17 protein-coding genes are annotated in these 20,790 nt (G+C 25.6%); 8 read left to right on the forward strand and 9 right to left on the reverse strand.

Features of this window, described 5'->3' with window-relative positions:
* Positions 1–26: 26 nt before the first annotated feature.
* Complete coding sequence (locus Q0K19_RS02345) at positions 27–1,382, reverse strand: DnaJ domain-containing protein (RefSeq protein WP_297245023.1); 1,356 nt, start codon at positions 1,380–1,382, stop codon at positions 27–29.
* Positions 1,383–1,670: 288 nt separating this feature from the next.
* Here Q0K19_RS02345 and htpG point away from each other — a divergent pair, with 288 nt between their 5' ends.
* On the forward strand, positions 1,671–3,590 hold the full coding sequence (gene htpG / locus Q0K19_RS02350) for a molecular chaperone HtpG (protein WP_297245024.1): 1,920 nt from the start codon (positions 1,671–1,673) through the stop codon (positions 3,588–3,590).
* A 257-nt stretch (positions 3,591–3,847) separates the two neighbouring features.
* Here htpG and Q0K19_RS02355 read toward each other — a convergent pair whose 3' ends face one another.
* Positions 3,848–4,273 (reverse strand): PepSY-like domain-containing protein, encoded by a 426-nt coding sequence (locus Q0K19_RS02355; RefSeq protein WP_297245025.1) that lies wholly within the window; start codon positions 4,271–4,273, stop codon positions 3,848–3,850.
* Positions 4,274–4,288: 15 nt separating this feature from the next.
* Complete coding sequence (locus Q0K19_RS02360; protein WP_297245026.1) at positions 4,289–4,702, reverse strand: PepSY-like domain-containing protein; 414 nt, start codon at positions 4,700–4,702, stop codon at positions 4,289–4,291.
* 148 nt (positions 4,703–4,850) lie between these two features.
* Here Q0K19_RS02360 and Q0K19_RS02365 point away from each other — a divergent pair, with 148 nt between their 5' ends.
* From Q0K19_RS02365 to Q0K19_RS02375, 3 genes are all read left to right on the forward strand, one after another.
* A complete protein-coding gene (locus Q0K19_RS02365; RefSeq protein WP_297245027.1) occupies positions 4,851–6,287 on the forward strand; it encodes a hypothetical protein in 1,437 nt (478 codons plus the stop codon).
* An 80-nt stretch (positions 6,288–6,367) separates the two neighbouring features.
* Positions 6,368–7,297 (forward strand): sigma-70 family RNA polymerase sigma factor, encoded by a 930-nt coding sequence (locus Q0K19_RS02370; RefSeq protein WP_297245028.1) that lies wholly within the window; start codon positions 6,368–6,370, stop codon positions 7,295–7,297.
* Between the two features lie 94 nt (positions 7,298–7,391).
* A complete protein-coding gene (locus tag Q0K19_RS02375) occupies positions 7,392–8,261 on the forward strand; it encodes a hypothetical protein (RefSeq protein WP_297245029.1) in 870 nt (289 codons plus the stop codon).
* Positions 8,262–8,327: 66 nt separating this feature from the next.
* Here Q0K19_RS02375 and Q0K19_RS02380 read toward each other — a convergent pair whose 3' ends face one another.
* Entirely contained in the window at positions 8,328–8,774 is a 447-nt protein-coding gene (locus tag Q0K19_RS02380; RefSeq protein ID WP_297245030.1) for a GNAT family N-acetyltransferase, read from the reverse strand.
* Between the two features lie 516 nt (positions 8,775–9,290).
* Positions 9,291–10,037, reverse strand: coding sequence for a basic amino acid ABC transporter substrate-binding protein (locus Q0K19_RS02385; RefSeq protein ID WP_297245031.1), 747 nt, complete (start codon positions 10,035–10,037; stop codon positions 9,291–9,293).
* A gap of 503 nt (positions 10,038–10,540) precedes the next feature.
* On the opposite strand from Q0K19_RS02385, the gene Q0K19_RS02390 reads away from it, so the two are divergent.
* Both Q0K19_RS02390 and Q0K19_RS02395 read left to right on the forward strand, forming a co-directional pair.
* Positions 10,541–11,308, forward strand: a complete 768-nt coding sequence (locus Q0K19_RS02390) for a biotin--[acetyl-CoA-carboxylase] ligase (RefSeq protein ID WP_297245032.1) — start codon at positions 10,541–10,543, stop codon at positions 11,306–11,308.
* Positions 11,309–11,332: 24 nt separating this feature from the next.
* The gene (locus Q0K19_RS02395) at positions 11,333–11,569 is read left to right on the forward strand and encodes a hypothetical protein (protein ID WP_297245033.1); all 237 of its coding nucleotides are present in this window, start codon (positions 11,333–11,335) and stop codon (positions 11,567–11,569) included.
* A 249-nt stretch (positions 11,570–11,818) separates the two neighbouring features.
* Here Q0K19_RS02395 and Q0K19_RS02400 read toward each other — a convergent pair whose 3' ends face one another.
* The 4 genes from Q0K19_RS02400 to Q0K19_RS02415 all read right to left on the reverse strand — a co-directional run bounded on the left by Q0K19_RS02400 (position 11,819) and on the right by Q0K19_RS02415 (position 16,681).
* Complete coding sequence (locus Q0K19_RS02400; protein WP_297245034.1) at positions 11,819–13,483, reverse strand: iron ABC transporter permease; 1,665 nt, start codon at positions 13,481–13,483, stop codon at positions 11,819–11,821.
* 74 nt (positions 13,484–13,557) lie between these two features.
* Entirely contained in the window at positions 13,558–14,574 is a 1,017-nt protein-coding gene (locus Q0K19_RS02405; RefSeq protein ID WP_297245035.1) for an extracellular solute-binding protein, read from the reverse strand.
* Positions 14,575–14,596: 22 nt separating this feature from the next.
* Entirely contained in the window at positions 14,597–15,625 is a 1,029-nt protein-coding gene (locus Q0K19_RS02410) for an extracellular solute-binding protein (protein ID WP_297245036.1), read from the reverse strand.
* 12 nt (positions 15,626–15,637) lie between these two features.
* Positions 15,638–16,681: an ABC transporter substrate-binding protein gene (locus Q0K19_RS02415; protein ID WP_297245037.1), complete on the reverse strand. Its 1,044-nt coding sequence runs from the start codon at positions 16,679–16,681 to the stop codon at positions 15,638–15,640.
* A gap of 192 nt (positions 16,682–16,873) precedes the next feature.
* Here Q0K19_RS02415 and Q0K19_RS02420 point away from each other — a divergent pair, with 192 nt between their 5' ends.
* Entirely contained in the window at positions 16,874–17,983 is a 1,110-nt protein-coding gene (locus Q0K19_RS02420) for a hypothetical protein (RefSeq protein ID WP_297245038.1), read from the forward strand.
* Between the two features lie 71 nt (positions 17,984–18,054).
* Complete coding sequence (locus tag Q0K19_RS02425; protein ID WP_297245039.1) at positions 18,055–20,787, forward strand: DEAD/DEAH box helicase family protein; 2,733 nt, start codon at positions 18,055–18,057, stop codon at positions 20,785–20,787.
* Positions 20,788–20,790: the final 3 nt, after the last annotated feature.

Raw genomic sequence — 20,790 nt, forward strand, 5'->3', positions numbered from 1 at the left:
ATAAATCTCCTAAAATTATTTATATTTTAAGAATATTTTTTCCTAAAATATTCTAAATATATTTCATCATATCTATCTCTATATTCAAACAAAATATCTTTTGCATTTTGTATTTCTTTGAATTTAGCTTCAGCTTTTTCTTTATCATCTGTATGCTTATCAGGATGATATTTTTTTGCCATTTTTTTGTATTGCTTGTCTATATCTTTTCTTGTATATTCTACATATTTTTCATACTCTGATTCTACATATTCATCTTCCCATAAAATTTGATAGTAATTAACCAAACTTCCATCTTCGTTTCTAAATTCGTCTGGAATATCACTATGTGAACTTTCTTCTTTATATTCTGTTCTGCTTTCTTCTGAAGATGATCCGCTTCCAAGTATCTTTATTATATCTATCATAACAGCATAACTATAACAATAGGCTAATGCTAATAAACAGTTTTTGTATGCTTTATCATATGCATAGTATTCTCTATTTTCAGAATAAAGATTTATATATTTGTCAATTTCTTCAAGCCATATAGTAAAAGGATATCCAAATTCTTCAATACTATTCTTTACAATATTGTAATTATTTTTTAATTCTTCCTCTATTTCTCCAAACTCATAAAGAGTGACAGCAAAATGCAGATGAGTACCTTCAGAATATTTTTCATTTAGGTCTTTTAGTTTATTTAAGAATTTTTCAACCAATTTTATGCCTATATTAATTGCAGTTGTAACAGCTATTTTATCTTTTTTAGTTTCTTCTTCCTCTTCCATTTTTATTTTTTCAAGCATTTCTTCTATTCTCTGCTCTTTTTCTTTTAATTTTTCTTTCATAGCTTCAGCTTCTGCAGCTTTATTTAAGGCGTCTATCTCTTTTTCTTCAAGTTCTTTTTCTCTTTTTTCTAATTCTATTTCTTTTTTCCTTAATTTATCTATCTCTTTTTTTATTTTTCTGAATCTTGAAGCAGCCTCATCTTTATCTTTATAATCTTTTTCTGTTCCTATATCAAAACCTTTGTAATATGAATCATCTAATACATCGGAAAATTTTGAAGAATATTTTTTTTCTTTCATTTTATAATATTCCTCATTTATGTGTAGTACCATTACTAAGAATACAAATGATAATGCCACAAAAAATATTATACCAAACCACACATTAGATTGACTTATTCTGTATGATATAATAAGCACAACTAAATATGCCAAAATTTCTAATAAAACATTTTTAGCACTATATTTTTTTGTTTCAGAAATTATTGTAATAAATACAATTGAGGATACTATAAATACTATTATAGATAATAAAATGCTAAATTCAATTAACGTATAGGAAATAAAAATTATTCCTAAGAATATTAATACTTTTACTAAATTACCTTTCATTTATAACCCACAAGACATTATATAGTTTATATATAATAAATAATAAAATAAAAAAATCAATATCATATATTAATATATAATATAATTTATCTTAATTTTTTATTAATTATTATTTTATTAAATATTTGCTTTTTTTAAAATTTTTATTATAATTATAGAATATTCACAAACTTTTTACTTTTTTGATTTTTAACTTTTATATATTTAGACTTTATATATTCACTTTAATACTTTTATATTTAATCTTTAACCTATAAAGAATTTTTTATAAATGAAGGAGTTTATATTATGGCAGAAAAACAAATACTAAATTTTGAAGCCGAAACTAAACAAATATTAAATTTAATGGTGCATTCTATATACACTCATAAAGAAATATTTTTAAGAGAGCTTATATCAAATGCAAGCGATGCATTGGATAAAGCAAGATTCGAATCTATAACAAATACAGATAAATACACTGATATAGATAATTTAAGAATAAAAATAGAAGTAGATGAGCAGAATAGAACATTAACTATAAAAGATAACGGAATCGGTATGACAAGAGAGGACGTTATTAATAATATAGGTTCTATAGCAAGAAGCGGTACTAAAGCATTTTTGGAAAGAATACAAAAGGATAAAGAGGCATCAAAAGAAAGCGGAATAGATTTAATAGGACAATTCGGTGTAGGTTTTTATTCTGCTTTTATGGTTGCTGATGATATTGTAATAGAAACAAAACATGTTGATAGTGAAAAAGGCGTTCGCTGGGAAAGTAATGGAGATGGTTCTTATTCTATAGAAGATATTGATAAACAAGACAGAGGAACTACTATAACATTAAAGCTAAAAGGAAAAGATGAAAAATTAGAAGAAGATGGTTTTGTTGATGATGATTACTGCAACAGATACACTTTAGAGAGTTTAATACATAAATATTCAAACTATGTTCATTATCCTATAGTTATGGATATGCCTATACCTAAAAAGGATGAAAAAGAAGTTCAGCAATACGAAGAAAAAACTATTAACTCTATGATTAGTATTTGGCAGAAGTCAAAAAGCGATGTTAAGCCTGAAGAGTATAATGAGTTTTATAAAGAGCATTTCCATGATTATGCAGAACCTTTTGAAGTTATACATACAAAGGCTGAAGGTACTATAGAATATACAGCACTTTTATTCATACCTTCAAGAGCTCCTTTCAATTTCTTGCATCCGGATTTTGAAAGAGGATTAGAGCTTTATTCTAGAAATGTATTTATAATGAGTAAATGTAAAGATTTGCTTCCTGAATATTTAAAATTTGTTAGAGGTTTGGTTGATTCTCCTGATTTCTCACTTAATATTTCAAGAGAGATTTTACAGCATAGCACTCAATTAAAAAGAATAGCTTCTAATGTTGAAAAGAAAATTTTAGATACTTTAGAAAATATACTTAAAAATGACAGAAAGAGATATGAGAAATTCTTTAAAGAGTTCGGCGAATCTATAAAAATAGGAATATATTCAGATTTCAGCAAAAAAGATAAATTGGCTAATCTTTTATTATTCCAATCTTCAAATACGGCTGATGATGAATATACAACATTAGCAGAGTATAAATCAAGAATGAAAGAAGGTCAGGAGTATATATATTATGCTGCTGCTAAGGATAAATCTGCTATAGAAAAACTTCCTCATATGGAAGGTATGAAAGATAAAGGATATGAAGTTCTTTATTTCACTGACAGAGTAGATGAATTTATGATTACTATGATGAAAGAGTTTGACGGTACTAAACTTCATTCTATACTTCAGGCTGATAATAATGATTCTGAAAATAAAGATGAAAATAAAGAATCTGCTAACAAAGAAATACTCAATGCTATAAAAGATGTATTAGGTGCAGATAGAGTTGCTGAGGTAAGAGAAACTAACAGACTTAAAGAAAGTGTTGTATGTTTATCTAATAAAGAAGATTCTATCAGCTTTAATATGGCTAAAGTTCTTGCTGAAACAGGCAATAATATGTTTGGAATGAAGCCTGAAAGAGTATTAGAGATTAATACTTCTCATGATGTTTTCAAAGCTATGGAAAAAGAATATCAGGCTAATAAAGTTTCAGAAACATTTAAAGAATACAGCGAGCTTCTTTATGATGAAGCTTGTATACTTGAAGGACTTCCTCTTGAAGATCCTAAATTATTTGCTAGCAGAATGAGTAAATTAATGCTTAAATAATGATTCTTAATATAGTTTAATTAACATAAATAACGATAAAAATTATTAAAAGGGCTGTATTAAAAATGCAGTCCTTTTTTATTTAAATTTTTATACCTAAACAAAACTTGGGCGGGCATGCTTTTATTAGTACATTGAAAAAAGAAATGAATTTTAAAATATGTATATAAAGCATCAAAACTACAGGGTGGGGAGTGTATTTTGATTAAAAAACAAATTAGATTAAAATATAATATATTTTTTATCTATATTTATTTTTAGTCATCGAATTTCTGTCCCAAAAGCTGACCATTGCTTGCATCTATATAAAGTTCCATCATATTATTAAGTTTTACTTCATATAGATTCCATTTCTTTTTTATTTTTGTTATTACGGTATTAGGATAAGTTTTTGAAACAGTATTTGCTACAGGCTGAGGCAGTATATTTGAAGGCAATGCCGTATAATTTCCATCTATTTCTTTTAATTCTCCATTTCTGAAGAATTCCATTTCAACGCCGTTATCTAAGGCAATTTCATATTTTTTTCTATCCATTTCGGCATACATTATAGAAGAAGTTGGAAAGAAAGCATTTATAAATTGCAGTATATTATTTGGAAGCTGATTAGGTGCTATATACATATCATCAGCATATACAGTAATCACTGCAATAAAAAATAAAAGTATTGTTTTTTTTATCATATATCCCCCTTCAAATTAATCTGGTACTTTTTGACCTATTAGCATTCCTGCAAAATCTATGAATACATTTATATAATTATCTAAACTTATTACATACATATTCCATCTTTTCTTTATATTTATAATTGCTGCATTAGGATTCGTTTTTTTTACAGTATTTAATACTTTTTTATCTATAAAGTTTACTGGTATTGGATATGAATTTCCGCTTACCTCCTGCCAATATCCCTCTAAATCAAAATGTATTACTATATCATCATTAAATATTACTTCATAAAATTCGCTTGTTTTATATATATTTATGATATCATCATAATTAAAATAATCGTTTATGAAGTTAACTGACTTTTCAGGAAGCATATCATTGTATGGAAATAAAACCATACATATAAGAATAAATAATAATGTAGCGGTTAATACTCTGTTCATTTTAGATAATTTAATACTATATTGTAAATATAACAAAAATTTTATAAATATCAATAAAAATAATTAATTAAAAAAATGAAAATTAACTAGAAATTAATGTAAAATGGTATAAAATATTAGCAGGTATAATTTGTTAATGGAATGTTATATGATAGTAGATTTAAAAAAATATTCTTTAATAGATTGGCAGCAAGTAAAGAGTAATATCGACAGCATAAAAGATATGCATCTTGATATTATTATCATTAATAAAGATGGTATATTGAGTGTTATACCTTATGAAAAGATAGAAGATGTTTTGTTTCCTTTAGAGGGATCAGAATATATTAAGAAATCTTCAATATATGTAGATAAATCATTGATTTCAATAATTGGCAAACAGGTAACTATAGATTTAAATAAACAGCATGCTGATATACATGATATTAATATTTTTTATTCACTGTATAAAAACTGTAAATTTGAAAATGATAAAGACTATTATGACACTCATTTTAATGAATTGATATCTATAAGAAATATAGAGAGAATAGATTATTTAAAAGGATTATTTAATAAATTAAGATTATTTACAACACAAAATAAAATAGATTTGGAATTGGTAAAACTAATAGGAAATATTTTAACAGATATAGGTATTATAGAAAGATTAAATTTAATATACCATTTGAATTATATAAAGCAAAATAATATATCTGATTTGAAAAATTATCAAAATGTTAAGAAAGATGATTTGCTTTTTGCTGATATTATAGGAACTATAGTTAACTTGTTAGAGAAGGAATACACTGATATTTCTATATTTCGCAGCATTTCATCATTTACAGATGATAATGTAATATGCCATAGTAATAGAGTATTTGTTATGATGGTTGAGTTTTTATATTATTATAATGAGGAAATATCTAGAGGTGTTGCTTCTAAATTAAGAGTAGATTATAAAAAGAAATATTATTCATACTATAATGAAATAGGAAAAAAATATAATTTACTTACTAAGGCTGATAGTATAGAGGATATATCAAAAGTAGGATTTAGAAAAATAGAACAAAATGAAATAAAATATTATGCAAGAGCAGCTTTTTGGCATGATATAGCACTTGTTGATGTACTTCATAATATTCCTATTGTTAGTAATAATGAAGGAGATAATCATGCCGTATTAGGGTTCAATTTGCTTAAATACTGTATGGCGCAGAATGAATATACTTATGCTACAGTAGGACTTCATCATGAATATTATGGACATGGATATGGTATATTTACAAATATGTATAATAAGCAGTTTGCAAATAAGACTTATAATAATATAGAAAATATATTAACTTATGATTCAAATGATATTGAGAATTTAACTGCATTATCATATTTTCCTGCTAAAGCATTAGAAATAGTGGATTCTTATGATAGTTTATATATGAAAGTTTCTAAGAGCGGGGCAGGAAATATTGCTAATGAAGTAATTTCTTATATGTATGAGAATTTTTTAGGATATAATATAAAGATAGACCCTGTAATTTTCTATATATTCATTAGATATTTAGAAAAAGTAAGAGGCGCTTATATATTTGATTGTCCTTTATAATTAAATATTTATTATATACTTGACAATTTATAAAAATCTTATATCCTAATAGTAATGTTTTTTTGTTTTAGGGAAAGTAATTGTTAAAAAAAGATATTAATCAAGAGTATAAGGGACCTGTTAGCGTATATTTAAAGCAAATAGGTGAAATAAGAAGACTCACTAAAGAAGAAGAACTTGATTTATGGCAGCGCCTTGAAGTTTGCCGGGAAAATAGAGCAGCATTAGAAAATAATGATGATGAAGAGTCTTTAAAGAAAATAGAAGAGATAGATAAAGAAATAGATTCTATACAGCATAAGCTTGTAAAATCTAATTTAAGGCTTGTTATAAGTATAGCCAAGAGATATTATAACAGCGGAGTACCTTTTATTGATATCATAGATGAAGGAAATATAGGACTTATAGAGGCTGTTAAAAGATTTGAATATAAAAAAGGATTCAAATTTTCTACTTATGGTGTTTGGTGGATAAAACAGAGTATAGTTAAAGAAATATCAAGTAAAAGACATATTATAAGATTCCCTATGCATATAGCAAGACTTATAAAAAAGAGTATACAAACATCAAAAACACTTACTCAGAAATTAGGCAGAGAACCTACAATAGATGAAATATCTAAAGAAATGAAAATAGATAGAAAAACTTTATCTTATATTATGATATTTACTCAGGATACTGCTAGTGTTGACTCTTTTTTCAGAAATTCTGATAATAATGATATGACTTCTATAATAGAAGATAAAAATTTCCCATCTCCTCATCAAAAGGCATTTATGGATAGTTTGAGAGATACTTTAACAGAAGCTCTTAAATGTTTGGATGAAAAAGAGAGAACAGTTATCATATCAAGATACGGATTATATGGAAAAGAGGCTAAAACTCTTGAAGATACTGGAAAAGAATTAAATATTACAAGAGAAAGAGTAAGACAGATTCAGATAAAAGCCATAAAGAAACTTGCAGGACTTAATTTATCTAAAGAATTGAAAAGTTTCTTATGGGATTAAATAATTTTCATTTTATAATTATATTTTTTTATTAAACAATTTATATTTTTACCGAAAAATTAATATAATAAAATATAATCATGGATGGGAATTTATGTCTAACGAAATGAAAGCAAAATTAAAACCTATAATTATAATAGTAATATTACTTGTAATTTTAGTTGCAGGTTTCTTTATTACTAAGAGCATATTGAGCAGCAATAATATACCTATTTTAGATTTCGGTGCAGCCGATACAAATGATATGCCTGAAGATACTTTAACAACAGATGATATATTCGGCGAGGATATAACTCCTGAAGAAAAAGATTTCTTAGCTACAAATAACACCATATTAACAGATAATAATACAAATACAAAATCAACAAATAAAGATTCTTCTATAAATCTTACAGATAACGGATTATATGAGGCAGGAAATAATCTCGATATACCAGATATAAAACCTCCTGTTTCTAAACCAAATAACAGCAGTTCAGCTTATACTTATAATACTGATAATACAGTTTTGGTAACAAGTTCTAATACTCTTAGACCTAATGATAATATGATGAATACAATGTCTTCTACAGAAACAAATGTTAGAATAAGCTCATTTATCATCAATTATAATGATAGATTCGTTGCTACTAGAACTAACCCTGTTTTAATAACTTTAGCAGTAAAATCTCCTGCTGAAGGAAAATATGCTAAAATAAGAGTATATGCTAGAAGAGTAGATAACAATTATAATATATTAAGCAGAGATTTAGTATTCTATTTGCCTAAAATATATGTATTGGACGGACAGGCTCAAACACAATTCTACTTCGCAGGAAGAACTTCTGCAGGCGGAAAGTACTTGCCTAAAGGAAGATACTTATTATATGCCGAAGCAGAAATTACAGATGCTAATGGCAGATCAGTTGGAAAAACAGGAAGATATCCTGTTCCTCAATGGAATTATGTTGTAACATTACAGTAAAAAATATTTTGCTGTGATGCATAAAACTCCCCGATATTTTTAGAATACTGGGGAGTTTTTATTTTATTATAGATTTTTTAATTTCATATAAATAATAGGAAAATTATTTCCTAGATCATCGTATTCATATCTTTTATAATCTTCAAAACCTATATGCTTATAAAAATTGTATGCATTTGTATTTTGTTCATTGACTGATACTTCTTCGATATTATAATTGTAAGCAGCATATTGTATTAATTTTCTGCCTATGCCATTTCCTATAACTTCATGATCTAGAAAAAGCATTTCTAATTTTTTATTTTCTATGCCCATAAAACCAACAATATTATTTTCTATTTCTGCAATTATTAAATGATTTATCTCTATTAAATATTTTTTAACGTATTTGGATATATTTATAATATCATCTTCTTTAAGAAATAAATGAGTTGCTCTTACAGATTTTTCCCATATTATATAAAGTTTATCTATTAATTCATCATCTTTATTTTTTGCTTCATATATTGTCATAATATAAAAGTTCTAATAAAATTCTAATCAAAAAAATCTAATAAAAAAATATCTATGCAAATTAATTAAATTAACTTACATAGATAAAATATTTATTAATTATATATACTAAAAATTTTTAAGTTTGTCAACTATTTGCCATAGAGGCTTTCCGCACGGTACAGCAAATCATTATGGATAGTAAACTATACGTGCGGCTGATTGCTTATTATTGTACAAATATGTGGTTTTATATTACCTTTAAAACATATTTTACGACTATGTTTTAATATTTTATATTATTTATAAGTTATAATTAGATTCAAAAATAATCAAAAATTCACAAAATATACTTGTTTAGGTATATACAGTTTATATATTAATTCATCATCTTTATTTTTTGCTTCATATATTGTCATAATATAAAAGTTCTAATAAAATTCTAATCAAAAAATTATAATAAAAAAATATCTATGCAAATTAATTAAATTAACTTACATAGATAAAATATTTATTAATTATATATATTATTTCTAATTATTGGAAATTCTTTTCTATTAATTTTTCATAAGTACCATTTGTCATTATTTGAGAAAGTCCTGCATTTATTTTTTCTAAAAGTGCAGTATCTTCTTTTCTTAAAGCAATGGCATAATTTTCTTCTACAGCATCGCTTTCTATTAATTTTATATCATCATTATATTTAGCAAAACTTTTACAAGGTTCTTTATCAAATACAACAGCTGATATTTTCTTTTCTTTCAATGCAAGTACAGCAGCAGCACCTGTATCAAATTTTTCATTATTTACACCTTCTTTTTCACTCATTATAGTATCACCTGTTGTACCTATAACAACACCGATATTTTTTCCTACTAAATCATCGAATGTTTTTATAGTATCATCATCTTTATGAACTAGCATAACCTGACTTGATACATAATAAGGCTCTGAGAAATTAACGAACTGTTTTCTTTCTTCTGTAACAGTCATACTTGCTATTATGGCATCTAATTTTTTAGCTTGAAGTGCAGGCAAAAGTCCGTTAAACTGCATATGAGTAAACTCTACATTCAAACCTGATAATTTAGCAACTTCGCTCATTATATCATAATCAAAACCGCCTATTTTTCCATCACTGTCCAAATATCCGAAAGGCGGAAAATCAACATCTATTCCGACATATATTTTTTTGTTTTCAGTTTCAGATGTTTTTGATGAATTACCGCATGATACAAAGATCATTGAAGAGATAATCATTATTAATATTAGTATTTTTTTCATTTTATAACCTCTTTTTTTAATTGATTAATAACTGTTAATAGTATTATCGCGTAATATACTACTTTAATATTAGATAAAAGTCAATAAATAAATATTAAAATATAGTTATCATAATATTGATATAATGATTATTTAATTATATATATTGAAAATTTTTGAATTTCTAAACTGATTCACTTTGTATGTAATTATCAACTTTTTTTGCGGCACAAGCTCTGCAGGCTTTGCTAAAGTTGATGCCTCCTAAAGGTTATTTACTTCGGTTTCAGACACGCTTTGTGAAAATGTGATTGCTAGAATTTTATATTTAAAAAATATTTATTAAATCTAGGATATCACTTAAATTTAGAGTAAAAATACAGTCTTTTTGGTTCTTTGTGCCAATACCACAGGCACTCCCTACGGTCGCAAAAGAAGTGGGGGAGTGGGGGCTAGTCCCCACAAATAATAAAAATAAGAAAATAATTTTTGACAAAATATAATTGTTTAGGTATAATAAAAAGATGAAAGTTAACATATTTACAGAAAATTTAAATACTAAGATATACGGACAAAATACTTTATTATTTGAATCATTAGAAAGTACAAATAAAAAAATGATAGAAGATTTGAATAGTGGGGTAAAATTAGAAGAAGGTACTGTATATATAGCTTTGGTGCAGACATCTGGAAAGGGTAGCTATGGCAATAAATGGGAATCTAATAATAATTTAGGATTATGGTTTAGTGTTTTAGTTTATTCTCCATATAAAAAAGAGGCTTTAAGTTTCCTGCCAGGCATAGCATTAAGCAAATGTTTAAGAGAAAAATATAATGTTGATGCCCATGTTAAATGGCCTAATGATGTTTTGGTTGGAAGTAAAAAAATATCAGGAACTCTTATACAAGTTACGCCTATTGAAGATATAAATGCATGCATTATAGGAACAGGAGTTAATTTATATCAAAGCATTGAAGATTTTGATTTGAGCATAAGAAATAAAGCTACTTCACTTTATATTGAAACAGGCAAAAAAATAGAATTAAGTGATTTTTATAAAGATTTAATTCATTATTTTGAAGATGTTTATACGGGAAGTAAAAAATTATCAGAGTATTTCAAAGAGTATAGCAAAATGATAGGTAAAACTATAAAGGCTATAAAAGATAATGCTGAAATATATGCTGATGTAAAAGGGATAACAGAAGAAGGATATTTAAAAGTTGAAGTAAATGGAAAAGATGAAACTTGGATATCCAGAGCTTCTTTAGATATAGATACAAATTATTAAAATTTAATAAACGGAAGGTAATTTATGAGAAAACCAATACCATACAAGAAACCTGTGGAAAAGAAACATATAAATAAAAAGAGTATATTTCTTCTTATTGTATTTGAATTAATTATTATAGTGCTTTCAATAGTTACAACAGCTATAATATCATTATTATTCGGAATCAATCCATATATAAGTGCTGGAATAAGTGCTGCTATACTTATAGTGTTCAGTGTATTTGTTGCTAGGGAGTTTTTACTTAGCATTAATAAGTGATAAAAAATGAGCAATAAAAATACCTACCATATAATAAATGGGGTTTACTATGGTAGGCTTTTTAAGAAAACATATGATAAAAAATAAAAACAATCTATAATGTATAGTATACTATATATAGTTTTTGTCAATATAAATTTTTAAAATATTAAAAAAATAAATAATATAAATTTAAAAAATACTTATTTTTATTTTACATATAATACAAATAAATAGCATGTTATATAGTTATTATAGCATGTTATATAATTATAGAGTTATTTCTTTCTTATTGCTTATTTTAAAGAATATAATAAGCGATATAATAGTAGTTAAAGTAAGTATTGTAGAAAGAGCAGCAGCCGTTCCATAACTAGCCCTTATAACTTCCTGATAAATAGCCACAGACATAGTTCTTGATTTTGTTGTATAAAGAATAACAGATGAGCTTAATTCATTAATAACAGTTATCCAGCTTAATATAGCTCCTGATAATACGCCTGAAAGCATTAATCTTGCTGTTATATAAAAAAATGTTTTTATTTCTGAAGCTCCAAGACTTATAGAGGCCTCATCTACATTCTTATCTATTTGATAGAGTATAGCCGAGCTTGATCTTAAAGTATAAGGAAGCCTTCTTATCACCAATGATATAATAATTATTATAGAGCTTCCCGTCAGTATTATAGGAGGTTTATTGAATGCTGTTAAAAATGTTATTCCAAGTACAGAACCGGGTATTATATATGGAAACATTGATACTATATCTATTATGCCAGTTAATATATTTTTTCTTCTGATTGTTATATATGCGGTGAGCATTCCTACGATTATTATTATTGCTATTGTGATTATTCCGTATATATATGTATTTTTTATTGAAGAGGCTAGAGAACGGAATATTGTTTCATAGCTTTCAAAAGAAAATTGACTAGTAAAAACTGATCTATTTGTCTTTAAAAATGAAGTATATATAACTGTAATTTGAGGAAGTATAGAAACCAAAACTAAAATATATATTATGCTATGAATCAATATAGATTTTATACCTTTTATATCTTTTGATTTTATGCTGTTCATAGCGTTCATAGCATAAGATCTTTTATTTACAATATATTTTTGTGAAATAAACATTATAGTTGTAATTATTACCATTATAACGGACATTGAAGCGGAAAAGTTGGCATTGCTTCCTACTTCGCTTATGAACTCTGAATATATCATAGTAGGCATAGTTCTATATCCTTCGCCTATAAGCATAGGAGTACCGAAATCTGCCAATGCATTCATAAATACAATGAGTCCTGCTGAAACTATAGTGGGTTTTATTAATGGTATAGTTACAGTCATATTTCTCATAAAACTAGAAGCACCTAGATTTTCAGAAGCCTCTAAAAATATATTATCAATTTTTCCTAAAGCTCCATAAACATACATAAATATAAATGGATATAGCTTCAAAGAAAAAACTAAAAGTATGCCGTCAAAACCATATATAGTTGGTATATTAATACCTATATATGAAAAAAATCTGGTAATAACTCCGTTTCTTCCAAGAAGCAGTATCCATGAATAAGCACCTATGAATGCAGGAGACATCATAGATATAATTATTAGAATTTCTATGATTCTTTTACCTTTAAGATTATACATTTTCATGCAATATGCTAAAGGTGTTCCTATTAATACAGCAAGTATAGTTACAGAAGTAGTTACTACAAAACTATTTATTAAAGTGCTGTAATAATATTTTTTAGTGAAGAACCTTATAAAATTATTTAATGTCCAAGCATCTGTTTTTATATCTTTAAAACTACTTAAAAATAATGAGAACAATGGATAAACTAAAAATAAAGTAAAAACAAATGTTATTATTATAGTAACATATGTCCAAAAGTCCATTTTTTTTAATATAGTTATTATTTTATCTTTCATAATTATTTTCTCTTTTCAATGCTGATAATATCTTTTTATCAGTATGACTTTAGTAAGAAAATATATAAATATTTTTAAATGCCTGCTGTAACTATATTTTTAAATTTTTCAAGCCAAGCTTCTTTATTTTTATCAACCATTTCTTCATCTTCTTTTATATCATTGATCTTTTCAAGAGGCATAAGTATTTGAGAACCGTCTAAATTCTTTATTATTGCTCTTGTGAATAATTCGTCATTGATAATTTTTTGTGCATCATAGCTTGTTACAAAATCTACAAACTTTTTAGCATTTTCTAAGTTTTTGGCATCTTTTATTATAGCCATAGAATGTGCTTTAGTTAGTACACCTTCTTTCATATATATAACATCTATAGGAGATCCGGTATGTATATAGTTGGCAGCGGCACTTTCAAATGTAAGTCCAACAGCATATTCATTGTCAGCTACACCTTTATATACAGCAGAAGAACTGCTTAAAAGTTTGCCGTCTAAATTAGCATATAATTTTTCTACATAATCCCAGCCGTTTTCAGGGTTTCCATTACCCATAGCATAAAGCATATTTACTAATTGTTCAAAAGATGATGATGAAGTAGTAGGGTCATTAAAAGCTATTTGTCCTTTTAAAGCCGGATTAAGCAAATCAGCATATCCTTCTACTTTTATATCTTTTATTAAATTTGTATTTATTATCAATACGCTTGGGCTAAGCATAAAGCCTGTTATGTATTTTTCTTTACTTCTGTAATCTTCGTATATGTTATCATAATTTGTTGTAACGTATTCTTGGAAAAGCTCTGAATTATATTTTAATATATTTTCATTAGCAGCAAAAAATATATCTCCTAGAGGATCATTTTTTTCAGCTTCTATTCTTTTTATTATTTCAGCAGTACCGGCTATTATTATTTCTACATTTATATCAGGATTTTTTTTGTTGAACTCTTCTACAAGCCTGTCAATGAAAAATCTAGTTGCCGGTGTGTATATTACCAGACTATTAACATTTTCTTCTTTTTTGCTAGAGCATGAAAGAATTGATATTACTATCAATAAAGATACTAAAAATAATTTAATGGTATTTTTCATATTTTTATCCTCGTTTTTATTTTTATTGTTTAGATATTATAATATCTTTTAATTTTTCTAACCAAATTTCTTTATTATTTGAAGATTCTTTTGATATTTTATCTAATTCTGCACTATCTGTTACTGCATTTATCTCATTTATATCTATTAAAATATTAGATTTAGGTAAATCTTTTCTAATTGCCCTTGCATTTAATTCATCATTCATTTTTTTCTGTGCTTCAAAACTTGTAATATAATCTATAAATTTTTTAGCATTTTCTATGTTTTTAGCATTTTTTACTATGCAAGCTCCATTAGCTTTCATTATAACGCCTTCTTTCATATATACTATTTGTACAGGAGCACCTGAAGATACATAATCAGCAGCAGCATTTTCATAAGTTAATCCGACAGAATGTTCTCCGTCAGCAACGCCTTTATATACGGCAGAAGAACTATCTAAAATTTTATTGTCCAAATTTGAGTATAATTTTTCTATATATTCCCATCCATTTTCTATATTTCCTTCTCCCATAGTATAAAGCATATTCACTAAATGTTCGAATGCTGATGATGAGCTAGAAGCATCATTAAATGCTATTTTTCCTTTTAATTTTTCATTAGTTAGATCAGTATATCCTTCTATATTTATATTACATATAAGATTAGTATTAACTATTAACACGCTTGGACTAAGCATAAATCTAGTTATAGAACCTTCAATATTTTTAAAATCATCATGTATATATTCTTCATTTGTGGATATGTAATTTGCAAATAAGTTTGTATTTTCTTTCATAAAATCAACATTAACTGTCATAAGAACATCACATAATGTATTATCTTTTTCTGCTTCTATTCTTTTTATAAGTTCTCCGCTTCCAGCCATAATGATTTCTATATTATCTATATCTGGATTTTTTTGTTTAAAATCCTCAATTAATGGATCTAATAGAGTTCTTGATGCCGGTGTATATATTACAAGTTTATTGTTTGTATTTTCTTTTTTTGAACATGAAGAAATTAACAATGCAGATAATATTAAAAATGAAATAATAATTTTTTTCATAATTTTCCTTTTTTATAATTTATCCGTAATTATATTTTTAAATTTTTCAAGCCAAGCTTCTTGATTTTCTTTTACGAAATTATCTATATATTCCAATTCTTCATTTGAAGTGATAGCATTTATATTTTTTATATCAACTAGTATAGGGGATGATCCTAAATCTTTTCTTACAGCTCTTGCATTAAGTTCATCATTCATTTTCTTTTGAGTATCAAAGCTAGTCATATAATCCAAAAACTTTTTAGCATTTTCCATATTTTTAGCATTTTTGATTATATATATTCCAGCAGGCTCCATTATAACGCCTTCTTTCATATATACTAATTTTACAGGAGAACCTGAAGCAGCGTAATTTGCAGCAGCATTCTCAAATGTAAGTCCAACAGTGTATTCATTGTCAGCTACACCTTTATATACTGCTGATGATCCTGTGAGTAATTTTCCGTCTAAATTGTCGCATAATTTATCAATATATTCCCAGCCTTTATTAATATCATCTTTTCCCATTGTGTACAATATAGTAACTAAATGCTTAAAAGATGATGAAGATGTAGATGGATCATTAAATGCTATTTTTCCTTTTAATTGCTCATTAGTCAAATCAGAGTAGCCTTCTATATTTATATTTCCAACAAGGTTAGTATTGACTATTAATACGCTTGGGCTAATCATAAATCTAGTCATTGTACCTTCTACATTTTTATAGCTGTCTAATATTTCGTTTTCATTTGTTGTTGTGTAATTTTCAAATAAATCCTGATTATTCTTTACCAAATTAATATTGGCTGCCATTAAAACATCGCATAAAGGATCATTTTTTTCTGTTTCTATTCTTTTTATTAATTCACCTGTACCTGCGATTATTACTTCTACATCTATATTTGGATTCTTACTTTTGAAATCTTCTATTAGTGGATCAATAAAATCTCTTGATGATGGTGAGTATATAACCAATGATGAATTTTGTGATTTACTTTCATTCTTACTGCATGAAAATATTATTATAGAAATTATTAAAATTATAATTATTCTTGTGAAAATACCAAAAAATCTCATAATTTTATCCCGCAATTAATTTTGCAATAAAATATATTATATTGTGTTTTTGTCAATAAAAAAATAAACTTTTTAGTACTATAAAGTGTAAATTAGAGGAAAAAAGTTTACATAATAAAAAAATGCTAATAAAAGTTATCATAATATCGATAATTATGTTAACACTTTAATACTAGGACTATAATATATACTATGAAAAGCAAAATAGCTGACAAAGCATATACTCTCATAAAGAAAAAAAAATATAAAAAAGCAAAAGACTTTCTTCTTAGTAACAGAAGTAAAATATTGCATGATGCAGAAGCTCTTGCTATGCTTTCTTTTGCTGATATATTTTTAAAAGATTTTTATGGTGCTGAAGAATTATCAAGAAAGGCACTTAGAGAGGATGGTTTTTGTTTTAATGCTATGCTTGCAAAGGCATATGTAAGTTTACATAATGGACACAGAGAAAATGCTTTGAGAGAGTATTTCAGAATATTAGATTTAGAGCCTGAAAATAAAATTGCAAGAGACAATATAGAAAGAATAAGATTTTTAACCAACAATGCAAGAGGCGATGAGATAAATCCTAGAGCATATTTACTTGGCAAGAAAAAATTATCAATGTCAAGATTTATAGTTCTAATACCTATAGCATTTATACTCACATTTTTATCATACATAACAATAGACAGAGTTTACCCTAAAATAAGATATGTACTTCTTGATAAAGAGCAAAAAGAATTAAGAGAAAAACTTGAGAATGTTTACTTATTTGAAGGGTTAGAAGACGGAAAGATTCCAGAGAGTGCGAAGAGTCCCACATACTCACCGCGTGAAGTAGCTGAGATGTTTGACAAGGCTAAAAACAATATGAGAAGCGCCTCTGTTAATGAAGCTGTTATGATAATTAATGGTGCATTGAAAAGCGACATAAACGAATATTTAAAAGAGAGATTCAGAGTGCTTAAAGAATTTGTAATAGCACCGGATTATAATATTTTTAGAGAAAGTCCTAACTATCTTACAGTAGTTGAAAATTATGACTTATACAATGGCGGTTATGTGAAATGGAAAGCTGATGTAAACACTGTAAGTCAAACCAATATAGACGGTATACCAAAGAAAAAAGCAAGACTTTTGATTTATGACACAGCCGACAAGAACATTGCAGGCGTTGCTGATTTAATAGTTAATGTTACTGTAACATTAGAGCCTAAAAACTATATAGAAGTGTACGGCAAGATTTTGGGCTATGATGCCAAGCAGAAATCAATACAGCTCGAAGGTCAGATTATAAAGCATTTGCCTAAGAAGTAAAAATTAAAGTTCTAAATATGTTATGTAAACTTTACGATATATAAAAATACTTTATTAATAAAGGTATTTGAATGTTATCTAAAATGTTGCAAAATTCTATAGAAGTTGAAATAGGGAAAAGAAGTATTGAGAAAATTGAAATACCTATTTCTATTACTAAAAATATAAAAAATACTTTAAGACCATATCAAGTAAACTGTTTACAGTATTTTATAGCATATTTAAATGAATATGATAATAATAATAAAAATAATCATTTAATGTTTAATATGGCTACAGGAAGCGGAAAAACATTAATAATGGCTTCTTTGATACTTTACTTATATGAAAAAGGATATAGAAATTTTTTATTTTTTGTAAATTCTGTAAATATCATAGATAAAACGAGAGAAAATTTTTTTAATATATCAAGTAATAAATATCTTTTTAATAATGAAATTATAATCAATAATAAAAATGTTGAAATAAAAGAAGTTAATAATTTTGATTATTCAGATGATTATAATATAAATATATTTGTAACTTCTATACAATATTTACATAATTTATTAAAAGAAAATAAAGAAAATGCTTTTGATATAACAAACTTACAGGATAAAAAAATTGTTATATTAGCAGACGAAGCACATCATTTTAATGCAGAAACTTCTAAAAATAAAATTGTTCAAAAAGGATTTTTTGAAGAAGAAAAATCAAATGAAAAAGAAACAGTAAAAAATGATAATTGGGAAAGTACTGTACAAACTATATTTCAATCTAACAAAGAAAATTTTTTATTTGAATTTACGGCTACTATAGACTATGAAAATAAATCTATAGTTGATAAATATTTGGATAAAACAATATTTAAATATGATTTATTAAAATTTAGACAAGATTTATATTCTAAAGAAATTGATATAATACAAAATGATGTTGATAAAAAATACTTAATGCTTGGTTCTGTTATACTTAGCGAATACAGGAGAGAAATTGCTTCAAATAATGGTATAGAGTTAAAACCAATAATTTTATTTAAAGCACATAAACTTATAAAAGAATCTCAAGCAAATCAGGAAATATTTAATGATTTAATAGATAATCTAAAAGAAAAAGATATTGATAAATTATACAAATCTAATCTTAAAGAAAATGATAAAAAAGATATCATATATAAAGCTATAGGATATTTTAAAAATAAATATAAAGATTTTGATATTTTTATAAGCAGAATAAAAGAAGCTTTTAAAAAAGAATATCAATTAATAACTAATGAAAAAACTAAATCATCAGAAGAAAAAAATGATAAAGATAGTAAGGAAATGTCAAAACAAAATAAATTGTTAAATACACTTGAGAATAAAGACAATCCTATAAGAGTTATTTTTAGTGTTAATAAATTAAATGAAGGCTGGGACGTTTTAAATTTATTTGATATAGTTAGATTATATGAAACAAGAGATGCAGATACAAAAAATAAAAAGGCAGGAAAAACTACAATAAGTGAAGCTCAATTAATAGGAAGAGGGGCAAGATATTATCCTTTAAAATTAGATTATTATAATGATGATGAAATATATAAAAGAAAATATGATAAAGATTTGGATAATGATAAAAGAATATTAGAAACATTATATTATCATAGTATAAAAGATAGCAGATACATATCAGAATTGAGAACTGTATTAAGAGAGCATGGACTTTTAGATGATGTATATTGCAGAGAAGAAGATTTTAAACTAAAAGAAAATGTAAAAAAATATGCTGATACAAATTTTATATTTTCTAATAGAAAAGAAGAAAAAACTAGATTATATAAAGAAGATAAAACATTAGTAGGAAATAAAAAATCTTTTGCAGATATTAGAGTTCGTCTTGATAAGTTTCAATTTCAATATATTTGTAAAACTGGGTCAAGAAAAACAGAACATGCTATTAATGAAGAAAATAAAAACTTAACAGAAAGTGAAAAATTAAAAAACAGAGTAATAGAATCTTTTGGACGTCCTGAAGATATTGAGTTTTATAAAATAAACAAATCTATTAGGCTTTATGCTTGGTATAAAATGAATTATGGATTTGATAAACTTAAAACTAAATTTCAAGATTTAAAAAATATAGATGAATTATTTGATAATTTTAGTGATATAAAATTTAAATTTTTTAATTTGAATAATAAATATTTAAATCCAAATGATGAATATATTAACTTTCTTACAACAGATTTTTATCCTAAATTAATAAAAATAATTGATGAAAATTACAGCGAATATGTAGGAACAAAAGAGTTCTATCCTCAATTAATAAGAGATGTGTTCAGAGAAAAAAAGAAAAAAATATACGATGAGAAATTATGTGCTAATATGGAAAAAATAGAATATTATGCACAAAATATTTTATATGCTGACAGTAATTTAGAAATAGATTTTTCTACAATACATATTAATGATGTTATAGAATATTTAAAAGAAAAAGGCTATAACAATATATATTTATTTAGAAATGATCAAGATTTAGCTATATATAATTTTGATAATGGAACAGCTTTTTATCCAGATTTTATTTTAATATGCGAATATAAAAAAGAACAGATTCATTATCAAGTATTTTTGGAACCAAAAGGAAATCATTTAGAATCTTCACCAGAAGAAAAAGCAAAACAAGATTTTTTGCTATCTATAAAAAATGATAGTACTTTAAATAAAGATATTTTGGAGCTTGATACAGATAAATATATTTTATTTGGTATGAGATTTTTTACAGATGATGATAATAATAATTCTCAAAAATGGAATGATGAATTGAAAAATGAGTTTAAAGGATGATTA

Origin of the sequence: uncultured Brachyspira sp. (genome assembly GCF_944393015.1) — a bacterium.
Taxonomy (GTDB): domain Bacteria; phylum Spirochaetota; class Brachyspiria; order Brachyspirales; family Brachyspiraceae; genus Brachyspira.

Coding starts and splice junctions, on each gene's coding strand:
- Q0K19_RS02345 (WP_297245023.1), bottom strand. CDS start 1,382: ATGAAAGGTAATTTAGTAAAAGTATTAATATTCTTAGGAATAATTTTT.
- htpG (WP_297245024.1), top strand. CDS start 1,671: ATGGCAGAAAAACAAATACTAAATTTTGAAGCCGAAACTAAACAAATA.
- Q0K19_RS02355 (WP_297245025.1), bottom strand. CDS start 4,273: ATGATAAAAAAAACAATACTTTTATTTTTTATTGCAGTGATTACTGTA.
- Q0K19_RS02360 (WP_297245026.1), bottom strand. CDS start 4,702: ATGAACAGAGTATTAACCGCTACATTATTATTTATTCTTATATGTATG.
- Q0K19_RS02365 (WP_297245027.1), top strand. CDS start 4,851: ATGATAGTAGATTTAAAAAAATATTCTTTAATAGATTGGCAGCAAGTA.
- Q0K19_RS02375 (WP_297245029.1), top strand. CDS start 7,392: ATGTCTAACGAAATGAAAGCAAAATTAAAACCTATAATTATAATAGTA.
- Q0K19_RS02380 (WP_297245030.1), bottom strand. CDS start 8,774: ATGACAATATATGAAGCAAAAAATAAAGATGATGAATTAATAGATAAA.
- Q0K19_RS02385 (WP_297245031.1), bottom strand. CDS start 10,037: ATGAAAAAAATACTAATATTAATAATGATTATCTCTTCAATGATCTTT.
- Q0K19_RS02390 (WP_297245032.1), top strand. CDS start 10,541: ATGAAAGTTAACATATTTACAGAAAATTTAAATACTAAGATATACGGA.
- Q0K19_RS02395 (WP_297245033.1), top strand. CDS start 11,333: ATGAGAAAACCAATACCATACAAGAAACCTGTGGAAAAGAAACATATA.
- Q0K19_RS02400 (WP_297245034.1), bottom strand. CDS start 13,483: ATGAAAGATAAAATAATAACTATATTAAAAAAAATGGACTTTTGGACA.
- Q0K19_RS02405 (WP_297245035.1), bottom strand. CDS start 14,574: ATGAAAAATACCATTAAATTATTTTTAGTATCTTTATTGATAGTAATA.
- Q0K19_RS02410 (WP_297245036.1), bottom strand. CDS start 15,625: ATGAAAAAAATTATTATTTCATTTTTAATATTATCTGCATTGTTAATT.
- Q0K19_RS02415 (WP_297245037.1), bottom strand. CDS start 16,681: ATGAGATTTTTTGGTATTTTCACAAGAATAATTATAATTTTAATAATT.
- Q0K19_RS02420 (WP_297245038.1), top strand. CDS start 16,874: ATGAAAAGCAAAATAGCTGACAAAGCATATACTCTCATAAAGAAAAAA.
- Q0K19_RS02425 (WP_297245039.1), top strand. CDS start 18,055: ATGTTATCTAAAATGTTGCAAAATTCTATAGAAGTTGAAATAGGGAAA.